The 21,961-nt window shown below is 31.0% G+C and carries 12 protein-coding genes; 5 read left to right on the forward strand and 7 right to left on the reverse strand.

The window, feature by feature from the left end; all coding sequences use genetic code 11:
* Positions 1–2: 2 nt before the first annotated feature.
* The 7 genes from BX611_RS14425 to BX611_RS14455 all read right to left on the reverse strand — a co-directional run bounded on the left by BX611_RS14425 (position 3) and on the right by BX611_RS14455 (position 10,930).
* Positions 3–2,375, reverse strand: a complete 2,373-nt coding sequence (locus tag BX611_RS14425) for a glycoside hydrolase family 31 protein (protein WP_115882604.1) — start codon at positions 2,373–2,375, stop codon at positions 3–5.
* 3 nt (positions 2,376–2,378) lie between these two features.
* Positions 2,379–3,347 carry an alpha/beta hydrolase gene (locus BX611_RS14430; protein ID WP_115882606.1) on the reverse strand — a complete coding sequence of 323 codons (969 nt, stop codon included), beginning with the start codon at positions 3,345–3,347 and terminating at the stop codon, positions 2,379–2,381.
* Between the two features lie 3 nt (positions 3,348–3,350).
* Positions 3,351–5,219, reverse strand: coding sequence for a glycoside hydrolase family 13 protein (locus BX611_RS14435; RefSeq protein ID WP_115882608.1), 1,869 nt, complete (start codon positions 5,217–5,219; stop codon positions 3,351–3,353).
* Between the two features lie 46 nt (positions 5,220–5,265).
* Positions 5,266–7,572 (reverse strand): glycoside hydrolase family 65 protein, encoded by a 2,307-nt coding sequence (locus BX611_RS14440; protein WP_115882610.1) that lies wholly within the window; start codon positions 7,570–7,572, stop codon positions 5,266–5,268.
* 123 nt (positions 7,573–7,695) lie between these two features.
* Positions 7,696–8,355 carry a beta-phosphoglucomutase gene (gene pgmB, locus BX611_RS14445; protein WP_115882612.1) on the reverse strand — a complete coding sequence of 220 codons (660 nt, stop codon included), beginning with the start codon at positions 8,353–8,355 and terminating at the stop codon, positions 7,696–7,698.
* A complete protein-coding gene (locus BX611_RS14450; protein WP_115882614.1) occupies positions 8,356–9,699 on the reverse strand; it encodes an MFS transporter in 1,344 nt (447 codons plus the stop codon).
* 205 nt (positions 9,700–9,904) lie between these two features.
* Positions 9,905–10,930 (reverse strand): LacI family DNA-binding transcriptional regulator, encoded by a 1,026-nt coding sequence (locus tag BX611_RS14455; RefSeq protein ID WP_115882616.1) that lies wholly within the window; start codon positions 10,928–10,930, stop codon positions 9,905–9,907.
* A gap of 301 nt (positions 10,931–11,231) precedes the next feature.
* Between BX611_RS14455 and BX611_RS14460 the strand changes: the two genes are divergently transcribed.
* From BX611_RS14460 to BX611_RS14480, 5 genes are all read left to right on the forward strand, one after another.
* Positions 11,232–14,168: a SusC/RagA family TonB-linked outer membrane protein gene (locus BX611_RS14460; protein ID WP_115882618.1), complete on the forward strand. Its 2,937-nt coding sequence runs from the start codon at positions 11,232–11,234 to the stop codon at positions 14,166–14,168.
* Between the two features lie 11 nt (positions 14,169–14,179).
* Positions 14,180–15,793, forward strand: coding sequence for a RagB/SusD family nutrient uptake outer membrane protein (locus BX611_RS14465; RefSeq protein ID WP_115882620.1), 1,614 nt, complete (start codon positions 14,180–14,182; stop codon positions 15,791–15,793).
* A gap of 18 nt (positions 15,794–15,811) precedes the next feature.
* A complete protein-coding gene (locus BX611_RS14470; protein ID WP_115882623.1) occupies positions 15,812–16,867 on the forward strand; it encodes a SusE domain-containing protein in 1,056 nt (351 codons plus the stop codon).
* A 17-nt stretch (positions 16,868–16,884) separates the two neighbouring features.
* A complete protein-coding gene (locus BX611_RS14475; RefSeq protein WP_115882625.1) occupies positions 16,885–18,495 on the forward strand; it encodes a SusF/SusE family outer membrane protein in 1,611 nt (536 codons plus the stop codon).
* A gap of 84 nt (positions 18,496–18,579) precedes the next feature.
* On the forward strand, positions 18,580–21,888 hold the full coding sequence (locus BX611_RS14480; RefSeq protein WP_117171955.1) for an alpha-amylase family glycosyl hydrolase: 3,309 nt from the start codon (positions 18,580–18,582) through the stop codon (positions 21,886–21,888).
* Positions 21,889–21,961: the final 73 nt, after the last annotated feature.

A 21,961-nucleotide genomic window follows, 5' to 3' on the forward strand; every position in this document is an offset into this window, starting at 1 on the left:
GTTTAAAACTTTATTTTAATATTTTTTGAAATTGAAGGTTTAATTTCTACTGAAATTTTCAAAGTTTTATGAATAGCATTCCATTCAAAATCATATCCATTAACTTTTTTTGGTTTTTTTGAAACATTATGAATAACTAAATTAATTATTTTATTGGAAGAATTATAATTTTCTCCCTGTTCCAACTCAAATTCTAAGCTTAATCGATTTCGATTGTAATTGCTTTTAAATGAAAATAGTTCAAATTGCCCTTTTTCAAAAGCATTTGGAGTTTCACCATCATCATTATATAATTTACCTTCACTTTCTTTTAATGTTTCATCAAAATAAAAATGCAAATCGAATTTACTTAAATTGTATTTTGAAGTATTTTGAATTGACTCAATCATTGGAATAAAAGCTCCTCCACGTACATATGTTGGAATACTTTCTTCAACTAAATCTACAGTTAAAGTTTGTCCGCCTTCCACTTTTTCATCGGTATAAAAATGATACCAATTTGAGTTTTTTGGAAATGTAACTTCTTGTTGTTTTATACCCGATTTAACTATAGGACTTACTAAAAAATTATTTCCCCACAAATAGGTTTTATCATTATTTAACATTGTTATAGTTGAGTCTTCAAAAAACAATGGTCGCATTAAAGGTGTTCCGTTTTTATTATTTTCAAAAGAAAGTGTGTAATTATAAGGCAACAAGTTATAACGTAATTTGATAGATTTTTTAGCTAATTCCTTAGTATTTTGCTCCCTAAAAACTGGCTCAGACGGCACTTCTTCTTGCGCATGAGGTCTAAAAATTGGTTGAAAAACACCATATTGCAACCAACGCGTGTATAATTCATCATCTAAATTTGCACCTGCAAAACCACCTAAATCTGAATGCATATAACCTAAACCTTGCATTCCCATTTGCAAGGCAATTTCCACTTGCGACTGCAATCCGCCCCAAGATCTGTTAACATCTCCAGACCAAGGAATTAATCCATAATGCTGTGAACCCGAATATCCGGCACGCATTAAAATAAAAGGTCGTTGGTTTGGAAACTCTTTTTGGTAGCCTTCAAAAATTAATTTAGCCCAATTATGGCCATAAATATTATGCACTTCATCGGCTGTTCCGGTAGCGTGTAATAAGTCCGACGGATGCAATTCTGGTTCCCCTAAATCTCCCCACCAACCTGCAACACCCATATTGTTGTGTTTTTTGTAAACATTCCAAAACCATTGCTCACCCTCAGGTTTAAAAATATCTATAATTCCAGTATTTCCAAAATAAAAATCATACGTATACGGTTTCCCTTCTTTAGTTTTTCCTAAAATATCTTTTTCAACTGCTTCATTCCATTTATTTGAAGTTGTTAATACAAAAGGCTCGGTTATTAAAATGGTTTTTACTCCTTTTGTTTTTAAATCTGCAATCATTTTTTGCGGATTTGGAAATGAATCTTTATAAAACTCCAAATTTCCCATGGTACCTTTTATGTCTTTTCCAAACCAATACAAATCTAAAATAACCGCATCAACAGGAATTTCTTCTTCTTTGAATTTATTAATTGTATTTAAAACTTCCTTTTGAGAATGATAGCCAAATCTGCTTGAAAAATTTCCTAAAGCCCAGCGCGGAATCATTGGTTGTTTTCCTGTTAAAGTTGTGTATTGTTGAACTAAATCTTTCCAAGAATCTCCAGCAACAACTTGATATGTTTTTCTCCCAGAAACAGTTTCATATTGTAAAGAATTATCCTTTTTACTATCTAAATCTAAATATCCTATTGGAGCATTGTCAAAATGAACAGCGTATAAATTAGAAGAATAAACCAATGGAATGGTAAAATTCATTAATTCTGAATGTGTTTCATAACCGTAATGTGCTCTGTTATATAGTTGCAATCTATTTCCTCTTCGGTTCATTCCCAAAGCACGCGCACCTCCACCATACAAAATTTCTGTTGCGCTTAAGTTAAAGTCTAAAACTTCATTTTCTTCATTTTTTATATAGCCTTTTCTTTCAGAAATTATAGGTTTGTTTTTATAAAAATAAGTAACTTGAAATGGTGATTTTATAACTTTTACTAAAATCCCTGAAGTTGATATCGTTATTGAATTATCACTTTCTGAAATTTTAAATTTTACTTTTTTAGGCTGTAAAACTACCGCATGAGAAATTGGGTTATAAACTTCTCCTTTTGGAATAAATGAAGTTTCAATTATTTTTGTTGAAAATGGCTTAATTAAATAAAATCCATCGTTAGTTTCAATAGTAACAAGTCCATCTTTTTCATCAAAACTCACTAATTTACGATTTGGATTTTGCGCATTCACAAAAAAACCAACAAATAAAAGCAGTAATATATTTAATTTTAAAAATTTCATTTATTATTTTTTTAGTAAAAATTCAACAGGAATTTGAAATCGCTGATTCCAAGAATTTTCTGAATGATCTTGGCCTTCAAACTTTAAATTTCTTGAATTTGACGCATCAAATCCTTTTAACTTTAATATTTCATCAACCCTATTCTGATATGGTAAGTAGTGTTCATCCAAAGTTTTTGTACCATAATCAAAATATATTTTATGAGTCTTTGGAGAAGGTAAATTTTTACCTAAATATAAAAAGAATGACTCAGGAACTGGGCTATTTTCTTGTGGCATAAAACCAACCCAGTGTGTTGATAAACAAGCTGCACCACCAAAAATTTTAGGATATTCACACAAAGCATACATAGAAATTAAACCGCCCATACTTGAACCTGCAATAAACGTATTTTTTGTATTTGTATAAACAGAAAAATTACTATCAATAAACGGTTTTACTTCTTCAACAATAAACTTTAAATAATTATCTGATTGTAATCCTTTAAAATCTGTTCCAAATTGTTTTTCAGAAGTTTCAAAAATTGAATCTTTAAATTTTTGAGGTAATAAATCAAATGGTTTTTGAGGATAATAATCGGTATGACGAATATCTGAATGATTCCAAATTGCAACAACAATTGTATTTTTAATTTTCGCTGAATCTATTAAACCACTTACAATTTCATCTACTTTCCACTCTTGCTTATTCCAAGTGGTTTCTGCATCAAATAGCATTTGGCCATCGTGCATATATACTACTGCATATTTTTCATTTTCAGAATAACTATCTGGCAACCAAATATCTACATTTCTAGATCTTACAAACTTTGACGGAAAGTTTTCCACCCTTTTAATAATACCTGAACTTAAATTCCCTGTAAATTCTGAAAATTTTATTGGCAAACTTTCTTTTAAAACCGACTGTTTTTCTTTACATGAAAATACTATTAAAACAAAGCTAACAACTAATATGCTTTTAAACATTTTCATTGTTTACATTTTAGTAGTTAAAATGGTAATTCCTTCTGGTGCTATTTTTAAAGAATCTCCCCAAATAAATGCTTCCGAAGAAATGATATTTTTAACTTGTTTTCCTTGCAAACCAACTTCATTAAATCTTGATAAATCTAATGTTATATCCTTTTTATTTTTATTTAAAATAACTGTAACTATTTCATTATTTAATACTCTAAATAATACATAAGTACCATTTTGTGGTCCAAAATGAATTGTTTTTCCTGAGTGAATGGCCTCACTATTTTTACGATAATTTAGTACTTTCTTCAAAAACAACTGCATATCTAGTTGGTCTTTGCTCAAACCTTCTCCTGAAAATGCATTTACTTTATCACCATTCCAACCACCGGGAAAATCAGTTCTAATTAAACCGTGATCACCAGGTTTTGCAGTATCGTTTAACAATATTTCTGTTCCGTAGTATAACTGAGAAATTCGCGGTAAACTCAATAAATAACCCAAAGCCATTTTAGTTTTTACAACATCTTCACCAAGTTGAGTGTAAATTCTACTCATATCATGATTGTCTGGAAAAATCATAATATCATTTGGTTTTGCATACGAAAAATCATTTGCCAAACCTTCGTACATTTTCACAAACCCTTTATCCCAACTTTCATCTTCATTTAAAGCATCTACAATGTTACGCTGCATTGGAAAATCCATTGTTGAAGTTAAATTAGACTCATAACCATCTTTGTTTTTTTGACCTTTTTGCCAATAACCAACTAATAGTGGGTTTAAACTCCACTCCTCTCCTACAATACTGAAATTTGGATATTCGTCCATAATTGCCCCGGCCCAATTACTCATAAAATGTTTATCTGGATATGGGTACGTATCTTGACGAATTCCGCCTAAATCCAATGTTTCAATCCACCATATACTATTCTGAATTAAATATTTTGCCATTAAAGGGTTCTTCTGATTCAAATCGGGCATTGTATCAACAAACCAACCATTGGTCATACCCTCCTTATCAATTTTTGAAGCATAAATATCTTGATTTGTTGTTCTTCTATGAGTTGAATAAATCGTTTCCCCTCCTTTTTCAAAATTTTCTTGATAATTTACCCAATCTTTTGTTGGCAAATCTTTCATCCACCAATGTTCGCTACCTATATGATTGGCAACTTGATCCATTATTAATTTAATGCCTTTTTCTTTGGCTTTTTTGCTCAATTCAACATATTCCTCCAAAGTTCCAAATCGAGGATCTACTTTGTAAAAATCGGTCATTGCATACCCGTGATAAGAGCTTCGTTTCATATCATTAATTAACACTGGTGTTGGCCAAATGGCAGTAAATCCCATTTCATTTATATAATTTAAATGATTTGTAATTCCCTTTAAATCACCACCGTGACGTGCATAATCGTGATTTCTATTAATTTTAGTTTCACGCAAACCTTTTACAATGTCATTTGATGTATCTCCATTAGAAAAACGATCTGGAGTAATTAAATAAATTGCATCTGAACTATCAAAACCTTTTCTGTTTTTTGAATTTTTGTTACGTTCTTTCAATTCATAATCAACAGAAAAATTATTCCTTTTACCTGCTTTTAGAAAATCAATAGTAAATGTTCCTGCAACTGCTTTTGAAAGGTCAATATTTAAAAATAAATAGTTCTCGTTTTCAGTTCTTTTTGTATCAATTAATTGAATATATTCACTATTTATAAATGGTTTATATGTAGCAATACCTTTTCCATAAACCATTATTTCAAGTTGACTATGATTCATACCAACCCACCAGTTTGGTGGTTCTATTCTATTTATTTTTTGAGCATAAGTAGTTAAACTAACAAAAAATAACAATAACAGTAAGCGATAAATTTTCATATATTTTTATTTTAATTAATTCCTGATGTAACTGTAAAATAGTAAATTATAGTTTTACAAATTCTTTTGAAGGTAATAAAACCTCTTTGTCATTAACAAACATTTTAATTTGGTTTCCAGATTCATTAAAGAATTTACATGTTGTTTGGCTCTTAAAAACCTTAATAATAGTACCTCTAAAATTAATTGTAAATGAATACGATTTCCATTCTTGTGGAATTTGTGGATTGAATGATAGCATTCCATCTTCATAAACACGCATTCCTCCAAACCCCTGAACTACAGACATCCAAGTTCCCGCCATACTTGTAATATGACAACCTTCGTGCACTTCGTGGTTATAATCATCTAAATCTAAACGAGCAGTTCGTAAATATTGTTCGTATGCTTTTGGCATTCTGTCTATTGAAGCTGCTAAAATTGAATGTACACAAGGTGATAATGAGGATTCGTGAACAGTTAATGGTTCGTAAAAATCAAAATGACGTTTTAATTCATCTTTGGAGAATTTATCTTCAAAAAAGAACATTCCTTGTAATACATCTGCTTGTTTAATATAACATGACCTCAAAATACGATCCCAAGACCATTTTTGATTAATAGGTCTTTGTGATTTATCTAATTTTTTAACTGGAATTAATTCTTTATCTAAAAACCCATCTTGTTGCAAATACACATTTTTTTCTTCATCGAAAGGGAAATACATATTATCTGAAACCTCCAACCATTTATAAGTTTCCTGAGCTTTCAAATTTGTTTTTGAAATTACTCTTTCAAAATCTTCAGGATAGTTATGTTTCACTTTATTTAAACATTCCACAGCATATTCAATACACCATTTTGCTAAATAATTTGTGTAAAAGTTGTTGTTTACATTGTTTTCATATTCGTTAGGTCCTGTAACTCCTAAAATTACGTATTTATCTTTAGCTTCAGAAAAATTTGCTCTTTGATGCCAAAAACGTGCAATTGCAATTATTACTTCCAATCCGTTTTTTACAACGTACTCAAAATCTTGTGTGTAATTTACATAGTTATAAATTCCATACACCATTGCTCCATTTCTATGAATTTCCTCAAATGTAATTTCCCATTCATTATGGCATTCTTCACCGTTCATGGTAACCATTGGGTACAATGCTGCTCCATTAGTAAAACCAAGTTTTTCGGCATTCTCAATTGCTTTACCCAATTGATTGTAACGATACATTAAAAGGTTTTTTGCAACATTGGCATCTTTGGTTGCCATATAAAATGGAATACAATAAGCTTCCGTATCCCAATAGGTACTTCCTCCATATTTTTCACCCGTAAAACCTTTTGGACCAATATTTAAACGCGCATCTGTTCCTAAATAAGTTTGGTTTAATTGAAAAATATTAAAACGAATTCCTTGCTGTGCTTTTACATCGCCTTCAATTACAATATCGGCTGTGCTCCAAATTTTTTCCCAAGATTTTATTTGAGTATTTAATAATGCCTCAAAACCTAATTTGTTTGCATTTTCAACATTAGAAAGTGCTGCTGCATTTAAATCTTCAATCTTATAATTTAATGAACTTGTATAACTTGCATATTTATATATTGATGCTGTATCTCCCTCATTAACACTTACTTTATAAGTATATGTAAGTTTTTTATCTTCAACTTTAGTTTGTTGGCTTAAAGTAATTTCTTTAGAGTTTAAAGCAAATGCAACTTGCATTGCTGTACTAACATGAAATTCAGTTTTTAAGGTTTTAGATAAAATACAACCGCTATTTTCACCCTCAATAATTTCTAAAATTTCCCAAAAATATTCATCGTAATTAGAATCTTCATTCACAATACCTGCATCAACATATGGTGAAAATGTAATTTCTCCAGAAAAGTTTAGCGCTTTAATATGATATTCAATTGCTCCAGTTTCATTGCTATCAATGCTAATAAACCGCTTTGTATGTACTTCAATTTTATCTCCAGAAGTTAATTGAGCAACAAAAGAACGACTTAACCAGCCTTCTTTCATATTTAATTCACGTTTAAAATTAGAAACTTTACACGTATTTAAATCTAACTCAGTTTCGTTAATTTTAATATGAATACCAATCCAGTTTGGTGCATTTAACACTTTCGCAAAATATTCCGGATATCCATTTTTCCACCAACCTACTCTTGTTTTATCTGGATAATAAATACCACCAATATAGCTACCCTGAAAAGTAGCACCTGAATAGTTTTCCTCAAAATTGGCACGTTGTCCCATTGCTCCATTTCCTATACTAAATAAGCTTTCAGAAGCTTTCACATTCTCATCATCAAACACATCTTCAATTAGAGACCATTCATTTGGAATTATATAGTTCTTGTTCATTTCTATTAACTTTTGTAATACTCGTAGTTACGAGATTTCTTTTCTTTAATCATATTTAGAATACTATTTAAAAAGTAACTTAAAAAAAATACTTTACTCATTTAAAATTCAGTATTCACATATTTAATTGTTTATCAATTTATTTAAAAATTCAGAAGTAAAACCTGTCATATCTTTAAAAACGACATCGGCTTTTCCTAAAACTTCAGCATCTCCAATTCCAACACATTTCATATTGGCTAATTTTGCTGCTTCAACCCCTGCAATTGCATCTTCAACAACCACACAGTTTTCTGGTTTCATATTCAGTTTCTTCGCTCCAATTAAAAATACTTCTGGATCTGGCTTCGCTTTTGACACATCATTTCCATCAACCAAGGCTGAAAAACGCTTATACAAGCCTACTTTTTCTAAAATTAATGGTGCATTTTTACTTGCAGAACCTAAAGCATATTTAATATTGTGTGCATCTAAATAATCTAACAAATTAGATACTCCCGGTAAAATTTCTTCTGAAGTCATTTTATTAACAAAGCTCAAATATTCTTCATTTTTTTGAACTAAATATTTTTGTTTTTCTTCTTCTGAAAGTTGAACCTTTCCAATGTTTAATAAGATTTCTAATGATTTTATTCTACTTACACCTTTTAAAAGTTCATTATGCGCTTCTGTAAATTCAAAACCTAATTGGGTTGCTAAATTTCTCCAAGCCAAAAAATGATATTTTGCAGTGTCTACTATAACACCATCTAAATCGAATATAAATGCTATTTCTTTTTTCATTTAATTTTCTGTTACTACTGTGTCATCAACATCTTTAACTTTTATTACCAATACTGCTGCAATTAATAAGGACACACCACTAATTATTAAAGCAAATATTGGATTTCCTCCGTAAATATATTTTACAATTGGCCCACCAATTAGGGCATTTAAAATTTGAGGCAATACAATAAAGAAATTAAATATCCCCATATAAACACCCATCTTTTTAGCTGGAATTGAGCCTGCTAAAATTGCATAAGGCATTGCCAAAATACTTGCCCAAGCAATACCAATACCAAGCATAGATAAGATTAACCAGTTTTCATTTGGCATAAAATAAATTGATATTAAGCCTAAACCTCCAATTACTAAAGAAACTGCATGCGTCATTTTTCTTCCAATTTTTTTAGCTACTGCTGGTAAAAAGAAAGCATACACTGCAGAAACCGCATTGTAAACACCAAATAAAATTCCTACCCAATCACCTGCAGTTTGATATGCTGTTCCGTGATCGTCTAATGATAATCCATAAATATGGTGTGCAATTGCAGGAGTTGAAAAAACCCACATTCCAAATAACCCAAACCAAGAGAAAAATTGAACTGAGCTCAATTGTTTCATTGTTAAAGGCATTTTTTTGAAATCGGAAAATATATCGAATAAACTAGAAGCTTCTTCTTCAAGCTCCTCTTCTTCGTTCGACATTAATGCCATTTCTTCAGGAGAATACTCTTTAGTGGTAAATACTGTAATTAAAATACTAATTACCAAAACAGAAGCTCCAATAATAAATGAAAGTAACAAATTTGTAGGAACTTCGCCTGGTTGTGATTCATTTAAAACACCAAACCAATTTGTTAAAACGTACGGTAACCAAGAACCTATTACTGCTCCAATACCTATTAATACAGTTTGAATACTAAATCCTAATGTTCTTTGATCTGAAGGTAAAATATCAGCCACCAAAGCCCTAAAAGGCTCCATTGCAACATTAAAAGAAGCATCCATTATCATTAACATACCTGCGCCAACCCATAAAGCTGGCATAAATGCTGTAAACATATCAGCATTTGGCATTAAAATTAATCCCATAGATGCTAATAAAGCTCCTGTTAAAAAATAAGGTCTTCTTCTACCAAGTTTTGTCCAAGTTCTGTCACTGTAATATCCAATAATAGGTTGTACAATTAAACCTGTTAAAGGTGCAACTATCCAAAACCAAGACAATTCGTGCACATCGGCTCCAAAAATTTGTAATATCCTACTTGCGTTAGCATTTTGTAGCGCAAAGCCCATTTGAATTCCTAAGAATCCAAAACTCATGTTCCAGATATCCCAGAAACCAAGTTTCCGTTTTTCCATAAATGTTAGTCTTTAAATAATAATACAATGCAACATTAAAATAATGTTGTATGCTTGTGTGAAATGTGTAAAAATAGTAGTTGTAAAATTGCTTTTACGAAACAAATATATAAATTAATTTTCTTATTTTAAACCTTTTAAAGTTCATTATTGTTAAAAAAAATTAAAATATAAGTACTACAACCTTTGAGTTAATAAGATTTTTTTAATTTTCAATAAAAGTTGATTTTCTTATTTTTAAATTTGTAGAAATTACTTCTTTTTGATATTCTGTTGGAGAAATATGCTCAATTCTATTAATTAATAATTCAGCTGCATGCTCACCCATTAAATAGCCATGCTGAACTACAGATGTAAGCGGTGGGGAAGTAAATTCAGAAATTAAACCACTTGTAAAACCAATTATTGCAATATCATTTGGAATACTTAAACCTCTTTCTTTTGCAATAATTAAAGCATTTGCTGCATATATTTCATTTACAGCTAAAATTGCATCAGGCTGATTTTTTGAATTAAATACTTTTTTTATCTGCTCATACAAATTTTCACTATCGTTTATCTTATAAATTAAACTTTCGTCAATTTCTAAACCAGCATTTTTTAAGGCTTTTAAGTAACCTTCTTTTCTTAAAGAACCCACAGTTATATAATCTTGTGTAGTTAAAAGCGCAATCTTTTTTGAACCTATTTCAATTAAATGTTCAACAGCATTATATGCTCCTCCAACATCATCAATTATTACTTTATCACATTCAATACTTTCAATAATTCTATCAAACATAACCAACGGAAACTCATCTTTTATAAGTGCTTCAAAATGATTGTATTTTTTGTTTTTTTGAGTCCCTCTAGCTACAGATACTATTAAACCATCTACACTGCCATTGGTTAACACGTTAAAATTCAGTACTTCCTTTTCATAAGATTCATTGGATACACATACCATTACATTATACCCTCTTTTATTAGCATATTGCTCTATTCCATCAATTACTGTTGAAAAAAAATGATGCACAATCTCTGGAATAATAACACCAATTACAGAGGTTTTCTGATTTCTAAGTTGTAAAGCTAAATTATTTGGTTTGTAGTTGTAAAAATCTGCAAAAGCCTGTATTCGTTCACGAACTTCTTCACTTATTTCATGGCTTCCTTTTAACGCTTTTGATACTGTAGAGATAGATACTCCAAACTCACTTGCAATTTTTTTTAATGTTATTCTTGTCTTCATAATTTATTGGCTTACCTCCTTTACAAATATATAAGTTCTGGTTAAATTAGGATAATTTAATCTTGTAAACATTCAAATAAAATTCTAAATTTAGGCTGAAATTAAAAAATGGGATAAAAAAAGCTATTCAACTCTAACGTTAGAGTTGAAAAGTTATGAACACGAAAACGTTTGCGTAACTTAATTTGAAACAAATATCATTGTTAAGTAAATGTTAACTTCTTACCTTCACACAGTGAAAAGTAGTAAAAATAGTATAATTTTTAAAAACAAACCTTAATTATTAATTAACTTAAAATAGATGAAAAATTTTAGAATTTTTTTGTTTAGTGTCATACTTCTATTTCCTGTTTTAATGTTTGCGCAACAAACAATAAAAGGAACAGTAACTGAAGCAACAGGTAATTCAGCATTACCTGGAGTTGGCATTATTATTAAAGGAACTATTAAAGGAGCTGCAACAGATTTTGACGGAAACTATTCAATAGATAACGTTAAACCTGGTGATGTATTAGTGTTTTCCTATATTGGATTTAACACACAAGAAATAACTGTAGGAAACAATACAACAATTAATGTTGTTATGGTTGAAAGTGCAGAATCCTTAGATGAAGTAGTTGTTATAGGTTATGGTACCACAACCATAAAAGATGCAACTGGATCTGTAGCTGCAGTTACAGAAAAAGATTTTAACAAAGGAAACATTGTAACACCTGCTAGTTTGATTTCTGGTCGTGTTGCTGGTGTAAATGTAACAACAGATGGTTCTCCTGGTGGAGGTTCAGCTATTAGAATTAGAGGAGGGTCTTCTTTAGGAGCATCAAACGATCCGCTTATTGTAGTTGATGGTTTACCAATATCTAACTCAACAGCAGGAGGTTCAAGATCTGTATTAGCTTCAATAAATCCTAATGATATAGAATCTATGTCTATATTAAAAGATGCATCTTCAACCGCTATTTATGGTTCTAGAGCATCCAATGGGGTAATTATTATTACTACTAAAAAAGGAAAATCTGGATTTAATGTAGATATTAACTTTAAAGCTGGTTACCAAACTTTAGCTGATAAAATTGAAGTTTTTAGTGGAGATGAATATAGAACTTTAATTGCTGATAGAGTCGCTGCAGGTCAAGGTGGTATTAGTATAGAACAATTAGGAAATGCAAATACCGATTGGCAAGATGCAATTTATGAAGAAAAGTTTACATTTGACCAATCAGTTTCTGTAAGTGGAGCTTTATTCAACAATGTTCCTGCAAGAGTTTCCTGGGGGAATACTAAGCAACCTGGTTTACGTAAGACTTCAAATTTTGAAAGAAACTCATTAACATTTAATATTAATCCATCACTTTTAGATGAGCATTTAAAAATTAATTTTAATGCTAATATTAGTTCTGAAAATAACAGATTTGCATCTGGTGTTGAAGGTGCTGCTATTTATTTTGATCCTACGCAACCTATATATGATGCGACTTCTCCTTTTGGTGGTTTCTTTGAATATCATACTAATGGAATTAGAGACAATGCAGGAAGAAATCCTTTAGCAAGTTTATTACAAAGAGAAAACACTAGTATTGTTGATAGATTATATGGAAATTTAGAATTTGATTACAAACTTAAATTCTTACCAGAATTAAGAGCAGTACTTAATTTAGGTTACGACAGATCTTATGGTGTTGGTTCTAACATACTTTCCACAGAAAGTATTAACGGTTTTAGATTTGAAGAAGATGGTGTAGTATCATACATAGGTGAAGAATCTGAATATACTAGTGAAAGAAAAAATCTTTTATTAGATGCATACTTAGCTTATAATAAAGAATTAGAAAACTTAAATATTGAAGCTACAGCTGGTTACTCATACCAAAAATTTACTGCTGAAGATTTTAATACAGGAAATATGAGAGATCCTGAGGCTGAAAGAGATACAAATACACATCCTGATGTGGTATTACTTGGTTTCTTTGCTAGAACAAATTTATCATTTATGGATAAATACTTGTTAACACTTTCTTACAGAAGGGATGGTACTTCAAGATTTAACTCAGACAACAGATGGGGTAATTTCCCTGCAGCTGCATTAGCTTGGAAAATTAACGAAGAAGATTTCTTAAAAGATTCGAATATAATATCAGAATTAAAATTACGTCTTGGTTGGGGTATTACAGGTCAGCAAGATATTCCTGCTTCATATGCTTTCTTAGGAAGACATGTAACTGGAGATAGTTTTTCTCAATACATATTTGGAAATTCAGCTGTTGTAGTTGGGATTCCTCAATCTAAATTTGAAGATATAAAATGGGAAGAAACAACAACTTATAATGCTGGTTTCGACTACGGATTTTTTAATGACAAAATTAAAGGTTCTATTGAGGTTTATTTAAAAGAATCTAACGATCTTTTAGCTAATGTAGCCGTAGCAGATGGTTCTAACTTTAGTAATGCTGGTTGGCAAAACATTGGTAAATTTACTTCTAAAGGGTTGGAATTTGCAATTGGTTCTGATATTGTTAGTACAGACGATTTAAATGTAAATGTAAGTTATAACTTAAACCTTAATAGAACTGAAATTGATGAATTAGCATTTGGTCAGGATATAGAAGTTGGTGGTATTGGTGGTGGTACTGGATCAAGAATTCAAGTACACAGAGAAGGATTTGCACCTTACTCATACTTAGTTTACAAACAATTATATGATACTGCTGGTGCTCCAATAGAAGGTGCTTATGCAGATATTAATCAAGATGGTATTATTAATACAAGTGACCGATATATCTATAAAAAACCTAATGCAGATATTACAATGGGTTTCCAATCTGGAATTAATTATAAAGACTTTGATTTAGTATTTAATTTAAGAGCTAGTTTTGGAAATTATATGTATAATAACGTAAATTCATCAAGAGCTCAATATAATTTACTTCAAGATGTTACTGCTTTAGGAAATATACCTACTGCTGTTTTAGAAACAAATTTTGTTGAAACTGCAAATGTTTTAATATCTGATTATTATTTAGAAAATGCATCTTTTCTTAAAATGGATAACCTAAACCTTGGTTATACTTTTAATAAATTCAATAGTGATATTTCTAGTATTCGTGTTTGGACAGGTGTACAAAATGTATTTACTATTACTAATTATAGTGGATTAGATCCAGAAGTTTTTGGAGGTATAGATAACACAATTTATCCAAGACCTAGAACTTTCTTAATGGGTGCTAATATTAAATTTTAAAAAAACAGAAAATGAAAACAAAAAATATATTTAAATTATTATTTTTCTTTTTTGGAATCCTAATCTTCTTTAGCGCTTGTACTAATGAATTAGATGTTACTCCAAAAGATGATGACGAATTTTTATCTGAAGATTTTTATGCAAGTACCGATTCTTACAGACAGGCATTAGCAGGAATCTATGGTAACCTTTCGTTAACAGGAACTACTGGGCCAGCCTCATCTAACTTACAAGGGATAGATGCAGGTACCAGTCAATATGGTAGAACTTTATGGTATTTACAAGATTTAGCTGCTGATGAAGTTATTTGGTCTTATGAAAATGATGAAGGCGGAGCTGTAAAAGCAATTCAAAGAAACACTTGGAGTTCTTCAAATACAATTCTATTAGGATTTTTTAGTAGAGCAATGTTCTCAGTTGCGTTAACAAATGACTTTTTAAGACAATCATCAGAAGAAAATTTAGCTTCAAGAGGACATTCAGCAATTTCAAGTGAAATTAAAACATATAGAGCTGAAGCTCGTTTACTAAGAGCATTAGCATATTATCATTTAATGGATTTATTTGGAAAAGCTGCTTTTGTAACAGAAAATGATCCAATTGGAGTTTATCAAGGTCCTGAATACAACAGAGAGCAATTATTTACTTTTATTGAATCTGAATTGAAAGCTATTGAGGGTGATCTTGTTGGTGCTAATCAAAATGAATATGCCCGTGCTGATAAAGCTGTTGCTTGGATGATTTTAGCTAAAATGTATTTAAATGCTGAAGTGTATATTGGACAAAACAAATACACCGAATGTTTAACTTATTGTAACAAAATAATTGGAGGCGGATTTTCATTAGCTTCAAATTATAGCTATAATTTCCTTGCTGATAATGATTATAATGAAGCAGGTCAAAACGAAATTATTTTCCCGCTAGTTGTTGATTCTAAAGTAACTCAAAACTGGGGACCAACTACTGTTATAATTAATGGTGAAGTTGGTAGTCTTGAAGGTAATGCAGTTGCACTTGGTGTAGATAACGGTTGGGGTGGTGCCTTAAGAGTTAGAAAACAATTTGCAGATAAATTCTTAAATGGGGATGTTCCCTTAACTGATAAAAGAAATACATTAACTACTGAAGGTCGTGAAGTTGAAATTATAGATGTTGGAGACAGAGATTCAGGCTATATAATTAGTAAATATAAAAATATTGGTGTTGATGGTAGCCGTGGTGGTGTACACTTTGAATTTGTAAATACAGATTTCCCTTTATTTAGATTAGCTGACGTTTATTTAATGTATGCTGAAGCTGTTGTTAGAGGTGGTTCAGGAGGAACCATGGGAGAAGCTGTTGTATATGTAAATGCTTTAAGAAACAGGGCAAATTCTACAACTATTACTTCAAATGATTTAACCCTAAATTTCTTAATAGATGAAAGATCTAGAGAATTGCATTGGGAAGGACATAGAAGACAAGATTTGATAAGATTTGGTCTTTTTACAGGTGGAAATTATAATTGGGCCTGGAAAGGTGGAAGTCCAAACGGTATTGCTTTATCAAGCCATTTAGATATTTACCCAATGCCTGCAAATAATATGGCGGCAAATCCAAATTTAACTCAAAACCCTGGTTACTAACATTAAATCAAATTTAAGATGAAAAACATATTTAAATTTTTGTTCTTGCTAACCTTTGTTGCATTCATTTCTTGTGACAATGAAGATCAAGAACTCTTAACAATATCGGCAGTTGGAAGCAGTCAAATTACTGCGCCAGCGTCAGGAGCTGTGTATGTTCTTAATCCAGAAGAAGAACTAACAAACACAATAATTACTGTAACCTGGAACGATGCAGATTATGCCGTTCCAACAGCAATTAATTACATTGTTGAATTTGCAAAAACAGGAACTGCATTTGCAGAACCATTTTTAGCAGGTTCAACATCAAACACTTACCTATCTTGGAATATTACTGAGTTTAACGGAGCAGCAGTTAGTGCTGGTTTAACTCCTTTTTTAGAAGAAGGTTTAGATATTAGAGTTACTTCCTCAGTAGGTTCGTTAAATAGTACACCACAAGTTTCAGAAACTATTACAGTTTATGTAACTTCATTTACTACAGATTTACCAAAAATAGCTGTACCTGGAAACCACCAAGGATGGGATCCTCCAACAGCTCCTTTATTGGCAGCTTCAGGATTTGGACAAACTGATTATGAAGGTTATGTTTGGTTAGATGGAGGCTATAAATTTGTTGCTCCTAATGAAACCGGAGGTTTCTTCTGGGGAAATACAGATTGGGCAGATGATGGTTCTTCAACCGGTAAATTAGTAGAAACTGATGAAACTGATTGTACAGCAACTGCTGGATATTATTTTGTAAAAGCAGATACTGATGCATTAACGTATTCCAGTACAGCTGTTAATTGGGGTGTTATTGGGGCTGCTACACCAACTGGTTGGGATAGCGATACCGATTTAGTTTATGATGCCGCTACAAAAACCTTATCTGTTGATATTCATTTAGTTCCTGGACCATTTAAGTTTAGAGGAAATAATGAATGGGGAGCATTCGATTTAGGAACCCTTGATGCCGATGGTTTTTTACAAGGTGGTGGTGATTTAACTTTTGATGGTTCAGAAGGAAATTATCATGTTGTATTAGATTTAAGTAATCCAAGAGAATATACTTATAGTGTAACAGCTAATTAATTAAATTAACTTTTAAAATGATGAAATATTTAAATAAAATAATAGTTCTTTTGGTTTTCTCAATAGCATTTATTGCTTGCGATGAAAATGAGAACTTTGAAATATTACCAGCTCAAGAAAGTTTTCAAATAGTTACACCTTCAAATGGAAGTGTAATTGTTTTAAATGATACCAATTTAAATAATAATGCGTTATTTATTTCTTGGGAAGCTTTGAGTACTGCAACTGGATCATTTAATATTGAAGCTGCCAAAACAGGAACTGATTTTGCAACTTCTTATTTAATGGGAACAACTGAAGCAAAAGACTTTAGTTTAACTGTGGATGAGTTAAATGACTTTTTATTAGATGTAATGGGTTTAGATTCTGAAGTAGCCTCTAGTATAGATATTAGAATTTCAACTAATGAAGAAGTTTCTCAAATAGTTTCAGTTATTTTAACACCTTTTAAAGTTGAATATACTGAATTCTATTTAGTAGGTTCTCTTACAGGTTGGGATCCTGCAACTTCTTTAGCAATGACTAATACTGGTTTTAATACTTTTGAAATTTCTGTTGATCTTGCAGATGGCGACGCTTTCAAATTCCTTCCTACTAATACAGGTTGGGATGGTGACTGGGGTAAAGATCCAAATAATGAAGGCTCTTTAATTTCAGAAGGTGAGCAAGATTTAAGTGGATATACTGCTGGAAAATATAAAATCAGTATAGACTTAAATACATTTACCTATACGGTTGAAGAAATTACGTCTCCAAGTGAATTATATCTTGTTGGTTCTTTAAATGGATGGGATCCATCAAATGCTTATGCTATGAATTTAGTAAAAGAAGGTGTATTTGCTTTAGCAATTGATATTACTGATGGTACTGAATTTAAATTCCTTCCACAAAATACAGGTTGGGATGGAGATTGGGGTAACGACCCTAACAATTCAGGTTCAATAATTCAAGATGGTGAAAATAATGTAAGTGGTTATGCTGCTGGAAAATATGTAGTTGTTGTAGATTATAACACGCTAACTTATAATGTATCCTCTGTAAACAGTTTAAATATCGTTGGTTCAATTAACGGATGGGACAATGGTTCTGCTTATCCAATGGGAGAAGCTAGTTTAGGTATATTTTCTTATATTTTAGATCTACCAGATGGTGCTGAATTTAAATTTTTACCAACCCTTGGAAGTTGGGATGGTGATTGGGGTGCTGATCCAAATAATGATGGAATGGTAGTACAAGATGGTGAAAATAATGTAAGTGGATTTGCAGCTGGAAAATATATAGTTTCAGTTAATTTTAATACCCTTAGTTATAGCGTTTCTAGCATTACTGGTGCTCCTTCATCAATTTTTATGGTTGGATCATTTAGAGGTTGGAGTAACGATGCTGATAATCCTGAACTTACAGAAACTGCTGCTGGTGTATTTGAAATTACCCAAGCTTTAGGTGCTGGTGACGAATTTAAATTTGTTCCTACCGCTGGAAGTTGGGATAACGATTGGGGACAAAGTAAAGTTGCTAATGGTGTTTTAGAACAAAACAGTGAAGATAATTTAAAAGTTGAAGTTGCTGGTAATTATAAAATTACCCTCAATTTTAACACTGGAGTTTATTCAGTCATTTTACAATAGTTTATATTGCAAAGGCTGTTCTTTAGAACAGCCTTTGTTTTTATTTTTGAAAAAATAATTATTACTAAAAATATCAAATTAGAAATGAAAAAAGTAGTACTACTAATTACTCTTTTACTTACAAACTATGTATTTGCTCAGGTTACTACTTCACCTGCATTACCAACAGCAAATGGTGAAATAACAATTTTGTTTGATGCTACTGGAACAGGACTGGATGGATATACAGGCGATGTTTATGCACACACAGGTGTAACCATAAATGGAGAAAGATGGCAAAATGTTATTGAATCTTGGGGAAATAATACTACACAACCTAAATTAACACGTACTTCAACCAACCAATTTGAGTTAATAATAACCCCTAATGTATATTCTTTTTACAATGTTGCTACTTCAGAAACAGTTACAGAATTAAATTTTGTATTTAGAAGCTCAGATGGTTCGCAACAAACAGCCGATATTTTTGTAACTCTATATGAAGAAGGGCTAAATCTAACTTTTACACAACCATTAAATGGTAGTGCTTATAATTTAAACTCAACTATTACTATTTCAGCTGAAGCATCCACAAATGCTGACTTAGAGCTTTTTGTGAATGGTATTTCACAAAAAACAACCACAAATACTATTAGTATATCAACCTCCTATAAATTTACTTCTAAAGGAACATATACGCTTAAAGCTACTGCAACTTCTGGCAGTGAAACTAAAGAAACTGAAATCTCAGTTTATATTAAAAACCCAACTCAAAACCAAACAATGCCAAGTGGTGTTAAAAATGGTGTTAATGATAATGGAGATGGAACAATTACATTTGTGTTATTAGCTCCAAATAAAACTGATGTTTTATTAATTGGTGATTTTAATAACTGGGCTATTAATGAAAATTATCAACTTTATAAAGACGGCGAATATTTTTGGATTACTTTAAACAATTTAGATGTAAATACTGAATATGCATATCAATATTTAGTTGATTACAACATTAAAATAGCCGATCCTTATTCTGAAAAAATATTAGATCCTTGGACTGACCAATATATTAAATCTGACAATTATCCAAATCTTAAAGCATACCCAGACGGTTTAACAACAGGTTATGTTTCAACTTTTAAAATTAATGAAGAAAATTATTCATGGAACATAACGGATTTTGCAAAACCAAATCAAGATAACCTGATTATTTATGAAATGTTGGTTAGGGATTTTACTGAAAGTGATTCTTATACAGAGGCAATAACACATTTAGATTATTTGGCTTCATTAGGTGTTAACGCAATAGAACTAATGCCTATTAATGAGTTTGAAGGAGCTGATAGTTGGGGATATAACCCAGCATTATATATGGCACTTGATAAATCTTATGGAACAAAAAATAATTTTAAATCATTTATAGATGCATGTCATGAGCGAGGAATTGCTGTTTTAGCAGACGTAGTATTTAATCATTCTTACGGACAATCTCCATTAGTTCAAATGTATTGGGATGCATTAAATAACAGACCTGCAGCAGATAATCCTTGGTACAACCAACAAAGTAATTTTTCAAACCCAGATGCACAGTGGGGTTATGATTTTAATCATGAATCAAATTATACAACTTCTTTTTTCAAAGATGTTTTAGATTATTGGTTGAATGAATATAAACTTGATGGCTTTAGATTCGATTTCACAAAAGGTTTTTCAAATACACCATACGGAACTTCAAGTTGGGGAAGCACTTATGATGCATCACGTATTACTATTTTAAAAAATTATGCCGACCATGTTTGGAACCATAATTCAACAAATAAACCATTTGTAATATTTGAACATTTAGCAGACAATTCCGAAGAAACCGAATTAGCAAATTATGGTATAATGCTTTGGGGAAATATGAATCATGGTTACAGTCAAAATACTATGGGCTTTAACAGTGAAACTGATATCTCCTGGATTTCATACAAACAACGTGGCTGGAACAATCCAAATGTAGTAGGTTATATGGAAAGTCATGATGAAGAGCGATTGATGTATAAAAATTTAGAATATGGAAATAGTAGTGGTAATTATAATGTAAAAAATTTAACTACAGCATTATCCAGAGAGGAAACTGCCGGAATGTTCTTTTTTACCATTCCAGGACCAAAAATGATTTGGCAATTTGGAGAGTTAGGATACGATTATTCAATTAATACTTGTGATGATGGAACCACTGTAAGTAATGATTGTAGATTATCCAGAAAACCAATAAAATGGGATTATCAAAATGATGTAAACAGAAAACAAATTTTCAATACTTGGGCAACTATGATTGCTTTTAAAAAGAAATATCCTGATGTTTTTAACTCCTCTGATTTCGATTTAAATGTTAGTGGTTTGGTTAAATCAATTGTACTAAAACATGCATCAATGGATGTTATAATTATTGGGAATTTTGATGTGACCAATAAATCCATCTCCACTAATTTTACTAAAACCGGAACTTGGTTTGAATACTTTACTGGTGAAGAGAAAAGTGTAACTAATACAGCTCAAGCATTTACTTTAGCTCCAGGAGAATATAAAATGTATTCTACTCAAAAGTTATTAGATCCTAGAGGTGGAACTTCAACAGATGATAGTGATGGAGATGGAGTTATTGATACAGAAGACTTATGTCCAAATACTCCTTTAGGTAATGAAGTAAACACTACTGGATGTACTGTTTTTTCTTTAGCTGCAACTAATTTCACAATTGAAGCCATTGGTGAAACCTGTCCTGATAAAAATAATGGTCAAATTAATATTTCTGCAGAAGAATCTTTAAATTATACAGTTACAATAGCTGGCAAAAAGTACGATTTCACAAATTCTAGTTCAATTTCAGCAAATGATTTATCTCCGGGCACTTATGAATTTTGCATTTCTGTAGTTAGTAACAACTATGAACAATGTTATAGTGTAGTAATTGAAGAAGGAACTATAGTTTCAGGAAAAACATCCATAAGTTCTAAAACGGCAACTGTTGAAATTACTGAAGGAACAGCACCTTATAACGTTTTTGTAAATAACAAATCCGTTTTCAACACCTATGCTCCAGAATTTACTATTGCAATTAAACATGGAGATATTGTTGAAGTAAAAACTGCTGTTTCTTGTGAAGGAACTTACTCAAAAAAGATAAACTTATTTGAAGAAATAGTTGCATACCCAAACCCTACACAAGGCATATTTGAAATAGTGCTTCCAAATAGTAAAAAAGAAGTAATTGTTGAAATTTACAATATCCAATCTCAATTAATTTCATCAAAAACATATCCTGTTTTATATGGAAAAGTGCAACTTAATTTAGAAAATAATCCAACTGGATTGTATATCGCTAAAGTTTATTTAGATGATCCAATTTCGCTTAAAATAGTAAAGCAATAAACTTTAAAATTGAATGTATTAATATGTACCTAAAATACTAACGCAAATAAAAGTAATTGATTTTTTATTTGCG

The organism is Lutibacter oceani (assembly GCF_003384935.1).
GTDB lineage: Bacteria > Bacteroidota > Bacteroidia > Flavobacteriales > Flavobacteriaceae > Lutibacter > Lutibacter oceani.

Coding starts and splice junctions, on each gene's coding strand:
- BX611_RS14465 (WP_115882620.1), top strand. CDS start 14,180: ATGAAAACAAAAAATATATTTAAATTATTATTTTTCTTTTTTGGAATC.
- BX611_RS14470 (WP_115882623.1), top strand. CDS start 15,812: ATGAAAAACATATTTAAATTTTTGTTCTTGCTAACCTTTGTTGCATTC.
- BX611_RS14430 (WP_115882606.1), bottom strand. CDS start 3,347: ATGAAAATGTTTAAAAGCATATTAGTTGTTAGCTTTGTTTTAATAGTA.
- BX611_RS14475 (WP_115882625.1), top strand. CDS start 16,885: ATGATGAAATATTTAAATAAAATAATAGTTCTTTTGGTTTTCTCAATA.
- BX611_RS14425 (WP_115882604.1), bottom strand. CDS start 2,375: ATGAAATTTTTAAAATTAAATATATTACTGCTTTTATTTGTTGGTTTT.
- BX611_RS14480 (WP_117171955.1), top strand. CDS start 18,580: ATGAAAAAAGTAGTACTACTAATTACTCTTTTACTTACAAACTATGTA.
- BX611_RS14435 (WP_115882608.1), bottom strand. CDS start 5,219: ATGAAAATTTATCGCTTACTGTTATTGTTATTTTTTGTTAGTTTAACT.
- pgmB (WP_115882612.1), bottom strand. CDS start 8,355: ATGAAAAAAGAAATAGCATTTATATTCGATTTAGATGGTGTTATAGTA.
- BX611_RS14450 (WP_115882614.1), bottom strand. CDS start 9,699: ATGGAAAAACGGAAACTTGGTTTCTGGGATATCTGGAACATGAGTTTT.
- BX611_RS14440 (WP_115882610.1), bottom strand. CDS start 7,572: ATGAACAAGAACTATATAATTCCAAATGAATGGTCTCTAATTGAAGAT.
- BX611_RS14455 (WP_115882616.1), bottom strand. CDS start 10,930: ATGAAGACAAGAATAACATTAAAAAAAATTGCAAGTGAGTTTGGAGTA.
- BX611_RS14460 (WP_115882618.1), top strand. CDS start 11,232: ATGAAAAATTTTAGAATTTTTTTGTTTAGTGTCATACTTCTATTTCCT.